General features: G+C 68.7%; 16 protein-coding genes. 15 read left to right on the top strand and 1 reads right to left on the bottom strand.

Going from position 1 to position 18,085, the window contains the following annotated elements:
- The first annotated feature begins 98 nt into the window (after window positions 1-98).
- The 14 genes from G7B71_RS07685 (at window position 99) to G7B71_RS15780 (ending at window position 12,298) form a co-directional block, all read left to right on the top strand.
- Window positions 99-1,796, top strand: a complete 1,698-nt coding sequence (locus G7B71_RS07685; RefSeq protein ID WP_166039554.1) for an MFS transporter — start codon at window positions 99-101, stop codon at window positions 1,794-1,796.
- 156 nt (window positions 1,797-1,952) lie between these two features.
- Window positions 1,953-2,321: a 30S ribosomal protein S13 gene (gene rpsM, locus G7B71_RS07690; protein WP_166039556.1), complete on the top strand. Its 369-nt coding sequence runs from the start codon at window positions 1,953-1,955 to the stop codon at window positions 2,319-2,321.
- An 83-nt stretch (window positions 2,322-2,404) separates the two neighbouring features.
- Entirely contained in the window at window positions 2,405-2,794 is a 390-nt protein-coding gene (gene rpsK / locus G7B71_RS07695; RefSeq protein WP_166039558.1) for a 30S ribosomal protein S11, read from the top strand.
- Between the two features lie 97 nt (window positions 2,795-2,891).
- Window positions 2,892-3,959, top strand: coding sequence for a DNA-directed RNA polymerase subunit alpha (locus G7B71_RS07700; RefSeq protein ID WP_166039561.1), 1,068 nt, complete (start codon window positions 2,892-2,894; stop codon window positions 3,957-3,959).
- Between the two features lie 177 nt (window positions 3,960-4,136).
- On the top strand, window positions 4,137-4,334 hold the full coding sequence (locus G7B71_RS07705) for a type II toxin-antitoxin system VapB family antitoxin (RefSeq protein ID WP_166039563.1): 198 nt from the start codon (window positions 4,137-4,139) through the stop codon (window positions 4,332-4,334).
- Window positions 4,335-4,340: 6 nt separating this feature from the next.
- The gene (locus tag G7B71_RS07710) at window positions 4,341-4,733 is read left to right on the top strand and encodes a PIN domain nuclease (protein ID WP_166039564.1); all 393 of its coding nucleotides are present in this window, start codon (window positions 4,341-4,343) and stop codon (window positions 4,731-4,733) included.
- Between the two features lie 873 nt (window positions 4,734-5,606).
- Window positions 5,607-6,821, top strand: coding sequence for a terminase family protein (locus G7B71_RS07715; protein WP_243406154.1), 1,215 nt, complete (start codon window positions 5,607-5,609; stop codon window positions 6,819-6,821).
- 42 nt (window positions 6,822-6,863) lie between these two features.
- A complete protein-coding gene (locus G7B71_RS07720; RefSeq protein ID WP_166039568.1) occupies window positions 6,864-7,103 on the top strand; it encodes a hypothetical protein in 240 nt (79 codons plus the stop codon).
- Window positions 7,103-7,423, top strand: coding sequence for a hypothetical protein (locus G7B71_RS07725; protein ID WP_166039569.1), 321 nt, complete (start codon window positions 7,103-7,105; stop codon window positions 7,421-7,423). The genes G7B71_RS07720 and G7B71_RS07725 overlap by 1 nt, the downstream gene beginning before the upstream one ends.
- Before the next feature lie 162 nt (window positions 7,424-7,585).
- Window positions 7,586-8,008 carry a 50S ribosomal protein L17 gene (gene rplQ, locus G7B71_RS07730; RefSeq protein ID WP_166039571.1) on the top strand — a complete coding sequence of 141 codons (423 nt, stop codon included), beginning with the start codon at window positions 7,586-7,588 and terminating at the stop codon, window positions 8,006-8,008.
- Between the two features lie 116 nt (window positions 8,009-8,124).
- The gene (locus G7B71_RS07735) at window positions 8,125-8,535 is read left to right on the top strand and encodes a hypothetical protein (RefSeq protein ID WP_166039573.1); all 411 of its coding nucleotides are present in this window, start codon (window positions 8,125-8,127) and stop codon (window positions 8,533-8,535) included.
- Between the two features lie 83 nt (window positions 8,536-8,618).
- Complete coding sequence (locus G7B71_RS07740) at window positions 8,619-10,790, top strand: prolyl oligopeptidase family serine peptidase (RefSeq protein ID WP_166039575.1); 2,172 nt, start codon at window positions 8,619-8,621, stop codon at window positions 10,788-10,790.
- 37 nt (window positions 10,791-10,827) lie between these two features.
- On the top strand, window positions 10,828-11,643 hold the full coding sequence (locus G7B71_RS07745; RefSeq protein WP_166039576.1) for a sulfotransferase domain-containing protein: 816 nt from the start codon (window positions 10,828-10,830) through the stop codon (window positions 11,641-11,643).
- A 115-nt stretch (window positions 11,644-11,758) separates the two neighbouring features.
- The gene (locus tag G7B71_RS15780) at window positions 11,759-12,298 is read left to right on the top strand and encodes a hypothetical protein (protein WP_207774737.1); all 540 of its coding nucleotides are present in this window, start codon (window positions 11,759-11,761) and stop codon (window positions 12,296-12,298) included.
- Between the two features lie 150 nt (window positions 12,299-12,448).
- Here G7B71_RS15780 and G7B71_RS07755 read toward each other — a convergent pair whose 3' ends face one another.
- Window positions 12,449-15,322, bottom strand: a complete 2,874-nt coding sequence (locus G7B71_RS07755; protein WP_166039578.1) for a pitrilysin family protein — start codon at window positions 15,320-15,322, stop codon at window positions 12,449-12,451.
- A gap of 262 nt (window positions 15,323-15,584) precedes the next feature.
- Between G7B71_RS07755 and G7B71_RS07760 the strand changes: the two genes are divergently transcribed.
- Window positions 15,585-17,987: a TonB-dependent receptor gene (locus G7B71_RS07760; protein ID WP_207774740.1), complete on the top strand. Its 2,403-nt coding sequence runs from the start codon at window positions 15,585-15,587 to the stop codon at window positions 17,985-17,987.
- Window positions 17,988-18,085: the final 98 nt, after the last annotated feature.

The raw sequence follows: 18,085 nt of genomic DNA on the forward strand, positions 1-18,085 counted from the left end.
TTTTCGTCCAGAACACGGCGGCGGCCCGCGCCGAAGCCCGAGCTTGCATCCGACACCCGTTCCCGCTCACTTGGCGCCGAGCGACGAGGGGGAAATGAATGGCGACGGCCGCGGACGACCTTCCCAAGCATCACGAGCCGACCCAGTCCGAGCGACGCGTCATCCTCGCCTCGTCGCTCGGCACCGTGTTCGAATGGTACGACTTCTACCTTTACGGACTGCTCGCCGCGATCATCTCCGCCCAGTTCTTCTCGGGCGTCAACGAGACGACCGGATTCATCTTCGCCCTCGCCGCCTTCGCCGTCGGCTTCGCGGTGCGCCCGTTCGGCGCTCTGCTGTTCGGCCGCATCGGCGACCTCGTCGGACGCAAAAACACCTTCCTCGTGACCATGGCGATCATGGGCCTGTCGACCTTCGCGGTCGGACTGCTGCCGAGCTACGCCTCGGCCGGAGTCGCGGCGCCGGTCCTCCTGGTGACGCTTCGCCTGCTCCAGGGTCTGGCGCTCGGCGGCGAATATGGCGGCGCCGCGACGTATGTCGCCGAGCACGCGCCGGACCATAAGCGCGGCTTCTACACCAGCTTCATCCAGACCACGGCGACTCTCGGCCTGTTCGCGGCCCTGCTCGTCGTCATCGGAATCCGCACCTGGATCGGCGAGGAAGCATTCGCCGACTGGGGCTGGCGCCTGCCCTTCCTCGTCTCGATCGTCCTGCTGGCCGTGTCGCTGTGGAGTCGGCTCTCCCTCGACGAGAGTCCGGTCTTCCGCCGGATGAAGGAGGAGGGTAAAGCATCGAAAGCGCCGCTCACCGAGGCGTTCGGCCGCTGGCCCAACCTCAAGCTGGTCCTGATCGCCCTGTTCGGCGCTGTCGCCGGCCAGGCGGTGGTCTGGTATGCTGGCCAGTTCTACGCGCTGTTCTTCCTCGAGCGGACGCTCCGGGTCGACGGTGCCACCGCCAACATCCTGATCGCCATCGCGCTGGCGCTCGCCACGCCCTTCTTCGTCTTCTTCGGCTGGCTGTCGGACCGGATCGGCCGCAAGCCGATCATCCTCGCCGGCTGCGCACTCGCCGCCCTAACCTATTTCCCATTGTTCGGCCTGCTCACCGAAGCGGCCAATCCGGCGCTGGCCGCCGCCCAGCAGCGGTCCGGCGTGATCATCGTCGCCGATTCGGCGAGCTGCTCGATCCAGTTCGATCCGATCGGCCGCAACAGGTTCGAGAGCAGCGGCTGCGACATCGCCAAGTCGATGCTGGCGCGGGCGGGGATCAGCTACCGCAGCGTCTACGGTCAGGGCGGGATCGCCGTGCTCGAGCCGCCGGAGGGCGATCCGCACCGTTTCGCCATTCCCGCCGACGTGGCGTGGGCGGCGCAGGTCCGCATCGGCCTCGACCGGATCGACTATGCCGGGAATCCGCAGGGGTTCCGGACCGCGATCCAGGCGTCGCTCGACCGCGCCGGCTATCCCGCCCGCGCCGATCCAGCCCGCATCGACAAGCCACTGGTCGTGGCGATCCTGTTCGTCCTCGTCCTCTACGTGACGATGGTCTACGGCCCGATCGCGGCCCTGTTGGTCGAGCTCTTCCCGACCCGGATTCGCTACACGTCGATGTCGCTGCCCTACCATATCGGCAACGGCTGGTTCGGCGGCTTCCTGCCCACCACCAGCTTCGCGATCGTCGCGGCGACGGGCGACATCTATGCCGGGCTGTGGTATCCGATAGCCATCGCGGCTATCACGCTGCTGATCGGGCTCGTCTTTCTGCCCGAAACCCGGCACAGATCGCTGGAGGAGTAGTTGACACCGCCCCTCCCCCCTCCTATCTGCGCGCTATCCCGCTAACCGGTGCCCCGGCAGCGCATTCGTGCGCGCGCCGGCTTTGCCTGTTTCGGGCCAACGCGACGAGATAGGGGAGCGAGCCATCCTCCCCTGTGGAGCTAGGAGAAAAAGGACATGGCACGTATTGCGGGTGTGAACATCCCGACCAACAAGCGCGTGGTGATCGCGCTTCAGTATATCCACGGCATTGGCCAGGCCAAGGCCAAGGAGATCGTTACCAAGCTCAACATCCCGGCCGAGCGCCGGGTCCAGGACCTGACCGACCAGGAGGTCCTTCAGATCCGCGAGACGATCGACGCCGACTATCAGGTCGAGGGCGACCTTCGCCGCGAAGTCGCGATGAACATCAAGCGCCTGATGGACCTCGCCTGCTACCGCGGCCTTCGTCACCGTCGCGGCCTCCCGGTCCGCGGCCAGCGCACGCACACCAACGCGCGCACCCGCAAGGGCAAGGCCAAGCCGATCGCCGGCAAGAAGAAGTAAGAAAGGCCCCGGTTCGAGCCGCGGCCCGCCTTCGGGTGGAACCAGCGGCTCCCGGCCTTCTTTAGCAAGGAACAGGATCTCCAATGGCACAAGCACCCCAGCGCCTTCGCCGCCGCGAGCGCAAGAACATCACCGCCGGCGTCGCCCATGTGAACGCCAGCTTCAACAACACCATGATCACCATCACCGACGCCCAGGGCAACGCCATCGCGTGGAGCTCGGCCGGAATGATGGGCTTCAAGGGCTCGCGCAAGTCGACCCCTTACGCGGCCCAGGTCGCCGCCGAGGACGCCGGCCGCAAGGCCGCCGAGCACGGCGTGCGCACCCTCGAGGTCGAAGTGAAGGGCCCGGGTTCGGGCCGCGAGAGCGCGCTTCGGGCGCTGCAGGCGGTCGGCTTCACGATCACGTCGATCCGCGACGTGACCCCGATCCCGCACAACGGCGTGCGCCCGTCCAAGCGCCGCCGCGTCTGATTTTTCGGCCGAAGTGGTACTTCGGCCGAGGACAGACAGAAGAAGTTAGAAATTCGGGCGGCGGATCTGCCGTCGTCCATGAGCCCAAGGGAACACCATGGCCGTCAACGCAAAGAACTGGCAGGAAATGAAGAAGCCCAACGCGCTCGAGAAGAAGACCGCTGGCGACAGCCGCCGCAAGGCGACCTTCGTTGCCGAGCCGCTCGAGCGGGGCTTCGGCCTGACTCTCGGCAATTCGCTCCGCCGGGTCTTGCTTTCCTCGCTTCAGGGCGCCGCCGTCACCGCGATCAAGATCGAGGGCGTGCTGCATGAATTCTCCTCGCTCGCCGGAGTGCGCGAGGACGTCACCGACATCGTCCTCAACGTGAAGCAGATCGCGCTGAGGATGGAAGGCGAAGGCCCCAAGCGGCTTCAGCTGTCGGCGACCGGTCCGGGCGAAGTCACCGCCGGCCAGATCGCCACCACCGGCGACATCGAGGTGATGAACCCGAACCTGGTCATCTGCCACCTCGACGAGGGCGCGACGCTCAACATGGAGCTGACCGCCGAGACCGGCAAGGGCTATGTCCCGGCCGCGTCGAACCGCCCGGTCGACGCGCCGATCGGCCTCATCCCGATCGACGCTTTGTACAGCCCGGTCCGCCAGGTCAGCTACAAGGTCGAGAACACCCGAGTCGGCCAGGAGCTCGACTATGACAAGCTCACGCTGACCATCGAGACCGACGGCACGGTGAGCCCCGAGGACGCGGTCGCCTATGCGGCGCGGATCCTCCAGGACCAGCTCCAGCTGTTCGTCCACTTCGACGACGGCATGGCCGTCAGCATGCCGAGCTCCGGCATGGTCGGCGGCGGCATGGGCGCGATGGAGACCGAGGCCGACGCCAACCAGCTCAACCGCTACCTCCTCAAGAAGGTCGACGAGCTGGAGCTGTCGGTGCGCAGCGCCAACTGCCTCAAGAACGACAACATCATCTACATCGGCGACCTCGTCCAGAAGACCGAGGCCGAGATGCTCCGAACGCCGAACTTCGGCCGCAAGAGCCTCAACGAGATCAAGGAAGTCCTTGCCTCGATGGGCCTCCGCCTCGGCATGGACATCCCCGGCTGGCCGCCCGAGAATATCGAGGAAATGGCCAAGAAGCTCGAGCAGGAGCTGATGGGGTGATCGCCGTTCGGATCAGTGCGGGGCACTGATCCGGGCGATCACCACGCTTCGGCCGTCGAGGCCGGAGCGGGCGGGTAACGAAAAGCGCAAGGGCCGTCCCGCGAGGGGCGGCCCTTTCCTTATGCCTTGCGCCCGGTGGCATTGCGCCTATGTGTATGGGAAGCAGGAGGCGTACACATGCGGACCAATATCGTGATCGACGACCGACTGATGACCGAGGCGATGGAGGCAAGCGGCGCTTCGACCAAGCGCGAGGCCGTCGAGCTGGGGCTCCGGGCGCTGGTCCGGCTGAGGCGGCAAACGGCTTTTCGCGCCTGGCGCGGCAAGCTCGACTGGCAGGGCGATCTTGACGCCATGCGCAGCGACGGCCGCTAGCGTCCCGTGATCTTCGTCGATTCCAGCGTCTGGATCGATTATTTCCGCGGCAGCGCGACGCCGGAGACAGACCGCCTCGACGCGTTGCTCGGCCAGCAGGAGTTGATCGTCGGCGACCTGGTGCTGACCGAGGTTCTGCAAGGCTTCGATGCGGAACAGGATTTCCGGACGGCGCTCGGCCTTTTCGACACCCTGACAATGGTCGAGATCGGGGGTCGGGACATCGCGCTCGAGGCCGCCCGTAACTTCCGCCGCCTGCGCGCCAAGGCCGTCACAGTGCGCAAGACCATCGACACCCTGATTGCGACCTGGTGCATCGAGCATCGAGTCCCCCTTCTCTACAGCGACCGCGATTTCGACCCGTTCACTCGGCATCTGGGCCTTGAAACGGCCATTTGAGGATTCATCTCATAACCGGATTGGCACTATTGGCTTGACATCGTCACGCTGATCTGGTACTAGGCGCACATGATCGAACAAGTGGGCCGGGCGACCTTTGCGGGTTGCGCCGGCCCTTTTGCTGTGGGGCGGACATGGCGAAACAGGAAGCGGCGTGGCGGGCGGGGTTTCTCGCCGCGCTGGCGCGGGGCGGGAGCGTGAAGGGCGCGGCGGCGGCCGCCGGGGTCGACCGGACCACCGCCTATGAGGCGCGAAAGCGGGATGCTCACTTTGCCGCGCAATGGGCGGCGGCGCTGGCCGAGGGGCGCGGAAGGCTCGTGCGCGGCGAGACGCCGGCGCTGGCGCGGGACGAGATCGTGCGGTCGTCGCGCCACGGGCGGCCGTGCGTGATGCGGGCGGGGCCGGGGCGCTGGTCGGCGGCGAAGGAGGCTTTGTTCCTGACCGCGCTCGAGGAGGGCGCCAACGTCAGCCGCGCGGCGGCGGCGGCGGGCCTCTCGACGACCGCGCTCTACGCGCGGCGGCGGCGGGAGCCGGCGTTTGCGGAATCTTGGGCTTCCGCAGTGCGGGGCGGCTATCTCGACGTCGAGGCGCTGCTGATCGAGAATGCCAAGGCGGTGCTGGGCGGAGCGCCGGCGGTGCCCGAAGCGGGGCGGCTGACGGGCGAGATGAGCGTCGGCGACGCGATCAACATCCTGAAGCTTCACCGGGCGAGCGTGAAGGGCGGCGCGCTGCAGCGCTATGACTGGCGCGCGGCCGAGCCGGACATCGAGGAGGTGCGGGCCGAGGTGCTGCGCAAGGTGGCGGCGATGGAGCGGAAGAGGGGCTGTTCGCATCGCGCTGGTGGCGGCTTCGCTGGACGAGGCGCGGCGGGTGATGGTGGAGGGGCCCTCCGGCATTCTGGCCGTCGCGAGGCCGGGGGAGGTTCGGGAGTGGTCGTTTCAGCGGCGGCGGATCCTGTTCGCGAGCGGGGCGGAGGCGACGCTGTTCTCGGGGGCGCATCCGGACGGGCTGCGCGGGCCGGAGCATGACTTCGCCTGGTGCGACGAGCTCGCCAAGTGGCGCTACGCCCAGGAGGCGTGGGACAATCTGCAGCTCGGGCTTCGGCGCGGGGCGCGGCCGCGCGCGCTCGTGACGACGACCCCGCGGCGCGGCGCTGCGCTGACGGCGCTGCTCGGCGAGGACGGGGTCGTGCAGACGGGCGGCGCGAGCGCGAGGAACCCGCATCTGCCCGAGGGATGGGTCGCGGCTCAGGCGGCGCGGCTGACCGGATGGCTCAAGCGGCAGGAGCTGGACGGCGAACTGATCGACGAGGTGAAGGGGGCGCTGTGGACCCGGGAGGGGATCGAGGCGGCGCGGGTAATCCTCCCCGGCACGGGGAGGTGGCAGGCCGAAGGCCTGACGGAGGGGGCCCCGGGACTCGCTCGGACGGAGGGCCCCCTCCACCATGCTTCGCATGGTCCCCCACCCTCCGCCGGCATTCCACCGGCGCCAGAGCGCCGGCGGAGCCTTGAAGCCGGCTCCGCCCGTACCGGGGAGGATTTTTTCGTTCGCATTGTCGTGGGGGTGGATCCGCCGGCTTCGGAGATGGGGGATGCGTGCGGGATCGTGGTGTGCGGGCTCGGCGCGGACGGGGTCGGCTATGTGCTCGCCGACGCGTCGGCGGGCGGGCTGTCGCCGGAGGGGTGGGCGCGCAAGGTCGCCGGGACGGCGGCGGCGTGGGGCGCGGGGCTGGTGGTGGCCGAGGCGAACAATGGCGGGGACATGATCGCGGCGGTGCTTCGCGCGGCGGCGGCGGACCTCAACGTGAAGCTGGTCCATGCGCGCGGGCACAAGGTGGCTCGGGCGGCGGAGGTGGCGGCGATGTTCGAGGGCAAGCGGGCGCGGTTCGCGGGGACCTTCCCGGCGCTCGAGGACGAGCTGGTCGGGCTGAGCTACGACCAGCCCTATCAGGGGCCGGGCCGATCGGGTGCCCATCGAAGTGGTACTTCGATGGGGTCCCGGTCGCCGGACCGCGCCGACGCGATGGTGTGGGCGCTTCGCGCGCTGATGCCCGGCGAGCGACGGGAGCCGGGCGTGCGGGCGCTGTGAGGGCTGCCCGGAACCGGCGCGGCGCGCTGTCGTTCGAACGGCATGATCTACGCGCTCTTGCCCGCCGCCGTCCTCGGCATGGTCGCATACATGTTCTGGCGCGCCGCCTTCGGCATGCGCAGGGAGCGCGTCCGCAACCAGCGCGAGGCGACTCGCGGGCGCCATGCCTTCACCCGGATGCACCGCGCGCGGATGCTCCTCCAGCGCGCCTTCGGCACCCCCGAGGACCCCGTGTGCGAGCCCGAGCTGCTCGAGCGGCTGGGCGCGCGCCGCGACACTTGATGCCGAACGGGGGCTTCAGGCCGACCGCGAAGATGGCCGAGAATGCGCGGCTCGGGCTGGAGCTGCGCGAGCGGTTCGGGCGTGGCGGCACCGAGGTCGGCGTGGCGCGGGCGCGCCAGCTCGCGGCGCGCGAGGCGCTGGCGCCGGCCGACATCAAGTCGATGTACAGCTATTTCGCCCGCCACGCGGTCGACAAGAACACCACCCGGCACCTGTGGGGGTCGACCGAGGACCCGTCCGCCGGGTTCATCGCCTGGCTGCTGTGGGGCGGCGACGAAGGCAAGCAGTGGGTGGACGAGCAGCGGGCGACGCTGGGCTGAGGACGCTGCCGCGGCCTTGACTTTGCCGGGCATTTCGGGTCTAGGGCGCGCGTCCGGCGGGGCCTCAGGCGTCCGCTGTTTTCATATATGGGTATGGGCCGTCCCCTTCGACGGCCTGGCCGGGCTTACCTGACACGGAGCCCGTACGAACGGAGAAGAGACATGCGTCATCGCGTCGGCGGCCGCAAGCTGCAGCGTACTTCCAGCCATCGCGCGGCCCTGTTCCGCAACATGGCCGCGGCCCTCATCAAGCACGAGCAGATCACCACGACGGTGGCCAAGGCCAAGGAGCTTCGGCCCTATGTCGAGAAGCTGATCACGCTCGCCAAGAAGGGCGGCCTTTCCAACCGCCGCCTCGCCCATGCCCGGCTGCTCGACGACGCCCAGCTGGTGAAGCTGTTCGACACGCTGGCGCCGCGCTACGCGGAGCGCAACGGCGGCTACACCCGCATCATCAAGGCCGGCATCCGCGCCTCGGACGCCGCCCCGATCGCGATCATCGAGCTGGTCGACCGCGACACCTCGGCCAAGGGCCAAGACAGCGGTCCGGTCCAGAGCGACGAGGATTTCGACGAGGCCGCGTAAGCGCCGCTTCGGCACCGAACCTGAAAAGGGCTCGCGGGTAACCGCGGGCCCTTTTTCGTTGCCTTCGCTGTCGATCGGGCGCACAGTTGAACGATCGATCAAGAGGAGGGGCTCTCATGGACGATGTGACGACGACGCGGGGCGCGGTGCCCGCCTGGTATTGGGTCGTGGCGGGGCTCGCCCTGTTGTGGGAAGGCATGGGCTGCGCGGTCTATCTGATGCAGACGATGACTCCGGAAGGCCAGCGCGAGGCCGGCTATGCGGCGATGGCGAGCTGGCAATGGGGCGTGTTCGCGGTGGCGGTGTGGACCGGCCTGATCGGCGCGGTCGGGCTGCTGCTGAGGAAGAGCTGGGCGACGCTGTTCCTGCTCCTATCGCTGGTCGCGGCGGCGTTCCAATATGGCTATGCCGCGGTGCAGGGCACGCTGACACCGGCGGACACGCCGATGGCGGCGGCGATCATCATCGTCGGCGGCGGCGTTCTCCTGTTCGCGCACATCGCGCGGAGGCGCGGCTGGCTCGGCTAAGTCCCGGCCGGCGCAAGCTTTGACTCGGGTGGGGCGGGTGCTAGACCCCCGCCCCACAACCAGAACCGAGAGAGAGCTTGCCGATGCGCCGTGCCCTGTTGTGCCTGACCGCCCTATCCGTTGCCGTTTCGCCGTTCGCGGTCGCCGCCCAGCAGAGCTCGACCGCCGCCGCGGCCCGGATCGCCTACCCCGAGACGGCGCGTGAAAATGTGGTCGACACCCAGTTCGGGGTCGCGGTCCAGGATCCCTATCGCTGGCTCGAGAATGACGTCCGCCAGGACCCTCGGGTGCGCCAGTGGGTGACCGCCCAGAACCAGGTCACCAACGCCTTCCTCGCCCAGCTGCCGCACCGCGACGCGTTCCGAGCCCGCATGCGCGAGCTCTACGATTATGAGCGGTTCAGCGTGCCGCAGAAGGCCGGAAGCCGCTATTTCTACACCCGCAATGACGGCCTCCAGAACCAGTCGGTGCTCTATGTCCGCGACGGACTCACCGGCGCCCAGCGCCAGCTGATCGACCCCAATAGCTGGAGCCAGGACGGCGCCACCGCGCTGGCCGAATGGGAGCCGTCGAAGGATGGCCGCTACGTCGCCTATGGCGTGCAGGAAGGCGGCACCGACTGGCGCATCATCCGGGTGCTCGACGCGGCGACCGGCCGGGTGCTCGACGACGAGGTGCGCTGGGCCAAGTTCACCGGAATCGAGTGGGCCAGGGACGGCAGCGGCTTCTACTATTCGCGCTTCCCCGAGCCGACCGCCGCCCAGCAGTTCCAGTCGACCAACGAGAACCACGCCATCTACTTCCACCGCATCGGCACGCCGCAGAGCGAGGACCGGCTGGTCTTCGCCCAGCCCGACCGGCCGCGGCTCAGCAACAATGGCGAGGTCACCGACGACGGCCGCTGGCTGATCGTCTATTCGAACGAGGGCACCGACGCCCGCTACGAGATCACGCTGATCGACCTCACCCAGCCGAACGCGCAGCCGCGGCGGATCGTGAGCGAGGCGCAGAACGACTGGTCCTATCTCGGCAACCAGGGCACCCGCTTCTACTGGCAGACCAACAAGGACGCGCCGCGCCAGCGGGTGGTGGCGATGGACATCGCCAATCCCGCCGCGCTGACCGAGATCGTCGCGGAGGACGCAGCGACGCTCCAGGGCGCGTCGATCGTCGGCGACCGGCTGGTCCTGCGCTACCTCGCCGACGCCAAGAGCGAGGTGCGCACCTTCGACCTCACCGGCCGCCGTCTCGGCACCGTCGCCCTGCCCGGAATCGGCACCGCCAGCGGCTTCTCCGGCGACATGAGCGACAGCGAGACCTTCTACTCCTTCGCCAGCTTCAACTCGCCGGGCGCGATCTACCGCTATGACAGCCGCACCGGCGAGAGCACGGTGTTCGCCCAGCCCGAGGTCGCCTTCGATCCGGCGCGCTACGAGGTCCGCCAGGTCTTCTACAATTCCAAGGACGGCACCCGGGTGCCGATGTTCCTGGTCCACCGCCGCGACCTCGACACCAGCCGGCCGCAGCCGACCCTGCTCTACGGCTATGGCGGCTTCAACGCGCCGGAGCTGCCGCGCTACCAGCCCAAGTGGATGACCTGGGTCGACATGGGCGGCGTGCTCGCGGTCGCCAACATCCGCGGCGGCGGCGAATATGGCCAGGCGTGGCACGACGCCGGCCGCCTCGCCAACAAGCAGAACGTGTTCGACGACTTCATCGGCGCGGGCGAATATCTGATCCGTGAGGGCGTCACCACAAACCGCCAGCTCGCGGTCGAGGGCCGCTCCAATGGCGGGCTCCTGGTCGGCGCGGTCGTCAACCAGCGGCCGGACCTGTTCGCAGCTGCGCTGCCGACCGTGGGCGTGATGGACATGCTTCGCTTCGACCGCTTCACGGCGGGCCGCTACTGGGTCGACGATTACGGCTATCCGAACCGCGAGGCGGACTTCCGGACGCTCTACGCCTATTCGCCGTACCACAATATCCGGACCAACGTGTCCTACCCGCCGATCCTGGTGACCACGGCGGACACCGACGACCGCGTCGTCCCGGGCCACAGCTTCAAATATGTCGCGGCGCTTCAGAATGCCGATCCGAACGGAGCCCCGCACCTGATCCGGATCGAGACGCGCGCCGGCCACGGCTCGGGCAAGCCGACCGACAAGCAGATCGAGGAATATTCCGACATGTACGCGTTCATCGCGCACTTCACCGGAATGGCGGTGCCGACCCGCCGCGCCGGCGAGCGGGGCTGAGCGGACCAAATCGCCACTTCGTGATTTCAGTATCGTTGTGTCGGAAGTTGAAAGTGTGTGGGCGTGGCGGCGGCGGCTTCGGTCGCTCCGCTTCCATGCCCGGGTCGCGCTCGGCCGCGGGCGGCTGCCCAACGCGCTGATCGTCGGCGCGGCGAAATCGGGGACGAGCAGCCTCTACGCCTGGCTCGCCCAGCATCCCGGCGTGTGCGTGCCGAAGACCAAGGAACTTCGCTTCTTCGACAATCAGTGGAGCAAGGGCGCGCGCTGGTATGCGGCCTGCTTCGAGCCTCGGCCGAGGCAGAGCGTGGTCCTGGAAGCGACTCCAAATTACTTCCCCCACCCGCTCGCGCCGGAGCGGGTCCGGGCGCTCCTGCCCGACGCCAAGCTCATCTTCCTTCTGCGCGAGCCGGTGAGCCGGACCTATTCCCACCACCAATATCGGCTGGCGCGCGGCGAAGAGGCCCTGTCGTTCGGGGAGGCGCTGGCGCAGGAGGAAGCGCGGCTCGACGGGGCGGAGGAGGTGCAGCGGCAAGGCGGCGTCTCGAAGGCGTTCAACACCCACAATTATCTCTATACGAGCGGCTACGCGCAGCTGCTGGAACGCTGGCTGGCGCGCTTCCCGCGCGACCAACTCCTGTTCCTCAAGGCCGAAGACCTGTTCGACCGGCCGGCGACGGTGACCCGCCAGGTGCTCGACTTTCTCGGGCTCCCCCCTGCCCCCGGTCTCGACCTGACCCCGCGCAACCAGCTCGATTATCCTCCGCTTTCGCGAGCGTCCGAGGCGCAATTGAAGGAACGGTTCGACGGCTCCAACCGGCGGGTCGCCGAGCTCACCGGGATCAGCTGGCCGTAAACCCAAGCTGAACGCCAGCAATACGAAGGGTTCAGTCGGGGATCAGCCGGCGCATGGCATATCCTGCCCAGCATTGCCCGAGTCCGCTCGGGCGGGGGCGTATAGGAGGCCAGTCATGACGCGTATCACCAAGATCCTCGGCGGCATCGCCACTGCCGGCTTGCTCGCGACCGCCAGCCCGGCGGGCGCGCAGCCTTATCCCTATCCCTATGACGACCGCGACGACGGCATCAGCGCGCGCGACATCGCCGGCGCGGTGGCGGCGGTCGGGGCGATCGCCGGCGCGGTCAACGCCGTCACCGGCCGCGGCTACGCGCCTTATGGCGGCTACGGCTATCCGCAGAGCTACGGCTATCAGCAGCCGGGCTATGGCTACGGCTATCCGAACGCCGGCTACGGCTCCAATTACGGCTATGCCGGGGGCGGCTACGGCTATGGCGCGGCGGCGAACAGCTGCGGCGCCGAGGCCCAGCGCTATGCCCGCGGCGGCCAGGTCCGGGTCACCGACGTCGACCAGGTGTCGGGCGGCCGCTTCCGGGTCCGCGGCACCTTCGACGAGCTTCGCCACGACCGCTACGGCCGAATCCGCACCGACCGCGAGGGCTTCAGCTGCCTCGCCTTCGGCGACGGCCGGATTTTGGATTTCGACAGGTAAGACAGCAGGCTTCAGCCCCTCCTCTTCAGAGGAGGGGCTGGGGTGGTGGCGAGCCACAGGCGAGCTTCAAGGCGGCTGCGCCGCCTGCGCGAGCCGAGGCTCGCGCCCCCACCCCTTGATCCCCTCCCCTGAAGGGGAGGGGTTTTTCTTTCAGTTCTCCGCGCTTCGAAGCGATGCGCCGCCGAAGTCGAACTGGTCGGCGGGGATCACTTCGACATTGGGATATTGCGCGCGCAGCTGGCCGATGAACTGGCTGGCGCGACCGGCGACGACGACGCTCGCCTGGGCCGGATCGAGCTCGGCCGCGACCGAGCGGGCGATCTGCTCCGGAGTCACCGCTGCGAGGCTCGACAGGTAGCGGCCATATTCGCTCATCGGCAGGCCCTGGACCGCGAGGTTGGTGAGGAAGCCGCCGAGGCCGAAGGTGGTCTCGACCTGCCGGCCGAACGATCCGGTCAGCAAGGTGCGCCGGCGCTCGAGCTGGTCGGGAGCGATCGGCTCAGCCGCCAGCCGGCGGATCTCGCCAAGCATCACCTGGGCGACTTCCGGCACAGCGTCGTTGCGGGTCTGCGCCTGGGCGACGAGCAGGCCCTCGTCGCGCATCGTCTCAAGGCTCGAATAGGCGCCGTAGCTGAGCGCGCGGTTGACCCGCACTTCCTGGAACAGCCGCGCGGTCGACGAGCCGCCGAGCGCCGAATTGGCGAGCACCAGCGGATAGTAATCGCTGTCGGCACGAGTTACGCCGCGAAGCGCGACCGACACCGCCGCCTGATCAGCCGCTGGCATGTCGACCACGACCACGCGTGGAGCGAGCGCAGTGCCGGCGCGATTGGCGGGAAGCTCAGGAAGCGGCTGCGCCGGTGCAGCCCAGTCGCCGAACAACCGCTCGGCCAGAGCAAAGCCTTGCTCGGCGTCGAGCGAGCCGATGATGACCATCGTGGCATTGTCGGGGCGCCACCAGTTCGCGTGGTAGCGGACGAGATCGTCGCGGGTGAGCGCCTCCAGCGAGGCCGGAGTCGGCGAAAGTGCGCCGTAAGGAGCGTCGCCGAACAGGACTCGGCGAAGCGCGAAGGCGTTGACCGTGCCGGGCTGACGCAACGCCACCCTGAGCTGGTCGAGCGAGCGGCGGCGCTCGCGGTCGAGCTCTTCCTGGGCGAAGGCGGGGCTGCGCACCACTTCGCTCAGGAGCCGCCCGGCCGCCTCGATATTGGCGGCCGGCGCGGCGACGAAGGCCGTGCTGCTGTCGGCGCCCGCCGAGGTGCCGATCTGGGCGCCGAGGCGCTCGATCTCCGCGGCCAGCTGGGTGGCGGTGAGCCGGCTGGTGCCGCTGTCGGCGAGATTGGTCATCATCGCGGCGACTCCGGGCCGTTCGGCCGGGTCTGCCGACGAGCCGCCGCCGAACACGAGATAAGCGCCGGCCAGCGGCAGCTCCGTCGACTTGGCGACGACGACTCGCATGCCGTTGGCGAGGCGGCGCTCGGCGAAGGCCGGCGCCGCGATCGCACGCTGCGGTCCCGGCGCGGGCGGCGCGACCCGCTCGCCTTCCGGAGCGAGCTGGTTCGGGGTTCCGACCGCGGCCGGGAGGTTGAGGCCGAGCGCGACGTTGGTCGGCTGCTGCGAAGGGTCCGGCTGCGCTTCGCCCTGGCGCTGGCCTTCATCAAGATAGCGGAGCGCGACGCGGCGGTCGGCGCTCAGATATTGGCGGGCGACCCGCTGCACGTCGGCGGCGGTGACGCGCTGAACGGCGGCGAGCATGGCGTCGCTCCAGCGGGGATCGCCGGCGTTGATGACGCCTTGGGCGAGGGTCTCGGCGCGCCCGGTCGGGGTCTCGCGGTCGAACAGCTCGTCGGAGACATATTCGGTGATCGCCTCGCGCAGCTCCGCGTCCGACACGCGCTCGTTGCGCACCCGCGCAACCTCGGCATCGATGGCGGCCTCGACCTCGGCGGGATCCTTGCCGCTGGCGACGATGGCGTTGATCGCGAACAGCCCGGAATCCTCCAGGCCATAATTGATCGCGCCCGCCGACTGGGCGAGCTGACGGTCATAAACGAGGGTTCGGTAGAGCCGCGACGACTGGCCGGAGGAGAGGATGCGCGAGAGGACCTCGAGCGCTGCGCTGTCGGGATGGTCGGCCTTCGGACGCTGCCAGGAATGGACCACGGCCGGCAGCGGCACGTTGGGACCGTAGGCCGTGATTGTGCGGGCGGCGCTGTGCGGGCGGCCGGCGAGCTGGTGGCGAAGGATCGGGCGGCTCGGCCGCGGAATCGACCCGAGATGCTCGTCGATCCAGCGGTCGAGCTGGGCCGGATCGAAATTGCCCGACACGACCAGGGTCGCATTGTCCGGCCGGTAGAAATTCTCGTGGAAGGCGCGGGCGTCCTCGAGGCTCGCGGCGTCGAGATCGGCGACGGTGCCGATTCCGGAGCGCTGATAGGGGTGATCGACGAAGGTGTTCTGGAAGAGATAGTAGCGCTGGAGCCGGCCATAGGGCTGGGAGAGGACCCGCTGGCGCATCTCCTCCTTCACGATGCTTCGCTCGGCGTCGAACACCGACTGGTCGAGCACCGATCGGCCCATCCGCTCGGCATGCGCCCACAGCATAGCCTCGAGCTGGTTGGCGGGCACCGTCTCGTAATAGCGCGTGGTGTCGGGCGAGGTTGAGGCGTTGCGGGTGCCGCCGGCTTCCTCCTCGACGATCCGGCTCAGCTGGCCCGGCGCGATGTTGCGGGTGACCCGGCTGAGGATGTGCTCGAACAGGTGGGCGAAGCCGGAGCGGCCGGCGGGATCGTCCTGGGAGCCGACGTCGTAGAACATCTGGACGTGGACGTTGGCCGTGCCGGTGTCGCGGATAGCGTAGACCTTGAGCCCGTTGGGCAAGGTGCGGGTGGTGTAGGCGATCGGCGGAACCGCGATCCGCGCCGCCGGCTGCTGGGCCTGCGCCGCTCCGGGTGCCGCCGCGACCATCGCCGCCGCCAGAACGAGAAGAGAACCGCCGCGGACGAACGCGCGCTTGCCTGCCATTGCCACACCCCTGTCGCTGTTTGTCTGTATTAGATTAGTAAATCAGTCGGCGCCGCGATGGCAAGCGGGTAAGGCGTTGCCCAGGGGCGGGAAAATCCGGTTACTTGAGCGGCGTGACCCTGAAGCCGGGCGAACGAAGCCGGCCAGTATTGTGACATAAGCGCAACAAGCAGCGCGCAAGTTGAGGCGGCTGCGCAACATTCGTTTCCGACCCGCACTGTTCCAGCTTAGTTTGGCGGCGACATAAAGGGAGGGAATGATGATGCGTTTCCGCCGTCTCAGCCGTACTGAGATTCTTGCCGCGACCGGTCTCGCCTGGACCCTCGCCGCGAGCCCCGCCCTCGCGCAGGACCAGCCGCCGGAGCCGCAACAGGCGCAGCAGCAAGACGAGGACGTCGTCGTCGTCACCGCGACGTTGCGCGAGACGTCGCTGCTGGAGGTCCCCTTCTCGATCAACGCGCAGACCGAGGAGGACATCCAGCGGTCGGGCGCGACGACCATCGAGGACCTGTCGCGCAACGTCGCCGGCCTCACCATCCAGAATCTGGGGCCGGGCCAGAGCCAGGTGTCGGTGCGCGGCGTGTCGGCCGGCCAGATCGTCCGCGACCAGCCGGGCGTGAAGGAGCAGGTCGGCGTCTATCTCGACGAGAGCGTGATCTCGCTGTCGCTGTTCACCCCCGACATCGACCTGTTCGATCTCAACCGAGTCGAAACCCTGCGCGGGCCGCAGGGCACGCTGTTCGGATCGGGCTCGGTCGGCGGCACCATCCGTTACATCACCAACCAGCCGCGCCTGGGGCGGGTCGAAGGGCTCGTCGAGGGCAACATCAACGTCGTCGAGGAGGACGATTTCGGCGGCCATCTCAAGGGCGCGATCAACCTTCCGCTCGGCAACACGGCGGCGGTTCGGGCGGTCGGCTACTACACCCAATATGCCGGCTTCGTCGATGCGCTGCGCGAAGGCGGCGGCCGCGACGAGAACGTCAATGACGGCCAGCGCTACGGCGGCCGAATCTCGCTGCTGTGGGAGCCGACGCCGGACATCCAGATCACGCCGCGCGTGCTCTACCAGGAGATCCAGACCGACGGCTTCAACCGCCAGGAGGTCTACAACCTCTTCGCCAACCCATTCACGACGACGCGGCCGCCGGTCACGTTCCGCGAACGCGAGCAGTTCCTGCTGCTCGACGAGGCGTTCGAGGACCAGACGATGATCGCCGACCTCACCGCCCGGATCGACCTCGGCCCGGTGGCGCTGACCTCGGTCACCTCATATATCGACCGCGAGATTCTGGTCAGCCGCGACGCGAGCGCTCTGACCGGCTCGGTCTCGGTCGATCTCGGCTTCCCGGCGGCGGGCGTGCTGCTGCCGTCGAACCTCCTCGACACGACCGAGCTCGAATCCTTCGTTCAGGAAGTCCGGCTCGCCTCGGACTATGACAGTCCGCTCCAGTGGCTGATCGGCGCCTTCTATTCGCAGACCGACCGCACCTACGCGCAGCGCCTGCCGACGCCGGGCTACGACGCCTTCACCGACGCGCGGTTCGGCGCGGGCACCTCGGCGGCGGTGGCCAACGGCTTCGGGCCGAATTCGCCCTACAATGCCGACCTGCCCTACGACATCCGCCAGACCGCGGTGTTCGGCGAGGCGACCCTCGATGTCACCGAGCGTCTGCGGATCACCGCGGGTGCGCGCTATTACGACTTCGAGGAGGAACGGCGCTTCACCTCGGGCGGCCTGTTCTCCAACGGCGACGACCGCACCGACCGCACCGCCTCGGACGGCGTCAGCCCTCGCCTCATCGTCACCTATGAGGCCGCGGACGACGTGCGCGTGAACGCGCAGATCGCGAAGGGCTTCCGCCTCGGCGGCGTCAACGATCCCTTGAACCTGCCGCTGTGCACGCCGCAGGACGAGGCGATCTTCGGCGGGTTCCAGGACTATGACGACGAGACCCTGTGGAACTACGAGCTCGGGCTCCGCGGCGAGAGCGGCGGGATCAGCTTCGCGGCGGCGGGTTTCTACACCGACATCGAGAATCTCCAGGTGACCCTCGATGCGGGCTCCTGCTCGTCGCGCATCGTGTTCAACGTGCCCAAGGCGCACACGCTGGGCGCGGAGTTCGAGATGTCGGCGTCGCCGGCGGAGGGCCTCGTCTTCTCGCTGGCCGGAAGCGTCATCCAGGCCGAGTTCGACTCGACCGTGGTCGACGGCACCGGCGCGGTGATCGGCGGGATCCGCGAGGGCAACCGACTGCCGAGCGTTCCCGAGATGCAGCTCTCGGCCAGCGCAAGCTACACCTGGCAGGCGGGACCGGGGGCCGAGGCCTATGTCGGCGCGTCGTTCCAGCATATCGGCAGCCGATTCACCCAGCCGAGCGACCAGGAGAACAATCCGCGCGCGTTCGTCCACGGCCTGCCGTTCGGCGGCGCGCCGGCCAATGCCGCGACGATCGTCGACCTCGAGCTGCCGGACTATAATCTGGTCAACCTCAGCGCCGGGATCGACTGGGACAACGGCCTGGGCGTCCAGATCTACGCCAACAACCTGTTCGACGAGAATGCCCTGCTGTCGTTCGACCGCGAGCGCGGCGGCCGCGCCCGGCTCGGCTTCAACATCGGCAACCCGCGCCAGATCGGCGTGACGGTGCGCAAGCGCTTCTAGGGGTCGCGCCATGAAGCCGACGCGGCGCGAGCTGCTCGCCGGAGCGGCCGCGCTCGCGGCGGCCCGCCCGGCCGCGGCTCAGGTCGGCGGGCGCCCGG

Source organism: Sphingosinicella sp. YJ22 (genome assembly GCF_011320075.1).
GTDB lineage: Bacteria > Pseudomonadota > Alphaproteobacteria > Sphingomonadales > Sphingomonadaceae > Allosphingosinicella.

What these genes read in the sequence shown, in the direction of transcription:
- G7B71_RS07685 (WP_166039554.1), top strand. Translation starts at nt 99, where the DNA reads ATGGCGACGGCCGCGGACGACCTTCCCAAGCATCACGAGCCGACCCAG.
- rpsM (WP_166039556.1), top strand. Translation starts at nt 1,953, where the DNA reads ATGGCACGTATTGCGGGTGTGAACATCCCGACCAACAAGCGCGTGGTG.
- rpsK (WP_166039558.1), top strand. Translation starts at nt 2,405, where the DNA reads ATGGCACAAGCACCCCAGCGCCTTCGCCGCCGCGAGCGCAAGAACATC.
- G7B71_RS07700 (WP_166039561.1), top strand. Translation starts at nt 2,892, where the DNA reads ATGGCCGTCAACGCAAAGAACTGGCAGGAAATGAAGAAGCCCAACGCG.
- G7B71_RS07705 (WP_166039563.1), top strand. Translation starts at nt 4,137, where the DNA reads ATGCGGACCAATATCGTGATCGACGACCGACTGATGACCGAGGCGATG.
- G7B71_RS07715 (WP_243406154.1), top strand. Translation starts at nt 5,607, where the DNA reads ATGGTGGAGGGGCCCTCCGGCATTCTGGCCGTCGCGAGGCCGGGGGAG.
- G7B71_RS07720 (WP_166039568.1), top strand. Translation starts at nt 6,864, where the DNA reads ATGATCTACGCGCTCTTGCCCGCCGCCGTCCTCGGCATGGTCGCATAC.
- G7B71_RS07725 (WP_166039569.1), top strand. Translation starts at nt 7,103, where the DNA reads ATGCCGAACGGGGGCTTCAGGCCGACCGCGAAGATGGCCGAGAATGCG.
- rplQ (WP_166039571.1), top strand. Translation starts at nt 7,586, where the DNA reads ATGCGTCATCGCGTCGGCGGCCGCAAGCTGCAGCGTACTTCCAGCCAT.
- G7B71_RS07735 (WP_166039573.1), top strand. Translation starts at nt 8,125, where the DNA reads ATGGACGATGTGACGACGACGCGGGGCGCGGTGCCCGCCTGGTATTGG.
- G7B71_RS07740 (WP_166039575.1), top strand. Translation starts at nt 8,619, where the DNA reads ATGCGCCGTGCCCTGTTGTGCCTGACCGCCCTATCCGTTGCCGTTTCG.
- G7B71_RS15780 (WP_207774737.1), top strand. Translation starts at nt 11,759, where the DNA reads ATGACGCGTATCACCAAGATCCTCGGCGGCATCGCCACTGCCGGCTTG.
- G7B71_RS07755 (WP_166039578.1), bottom strand. Translation starts at nt 15,322, where the DNA reads ATGGCAGGCAAGCGCGCGTTCGTCCGCGGCGGTTCTCTTCTCGTTCTG.
- G7B71_RS07760 (WP_207774740.1), top strand. Translation starts at nt 15,585, where the DNA reads ATGCGTTTCCGCCGTCTCAGCCGTACTGAGATTCTTGCCGCGACCGGT.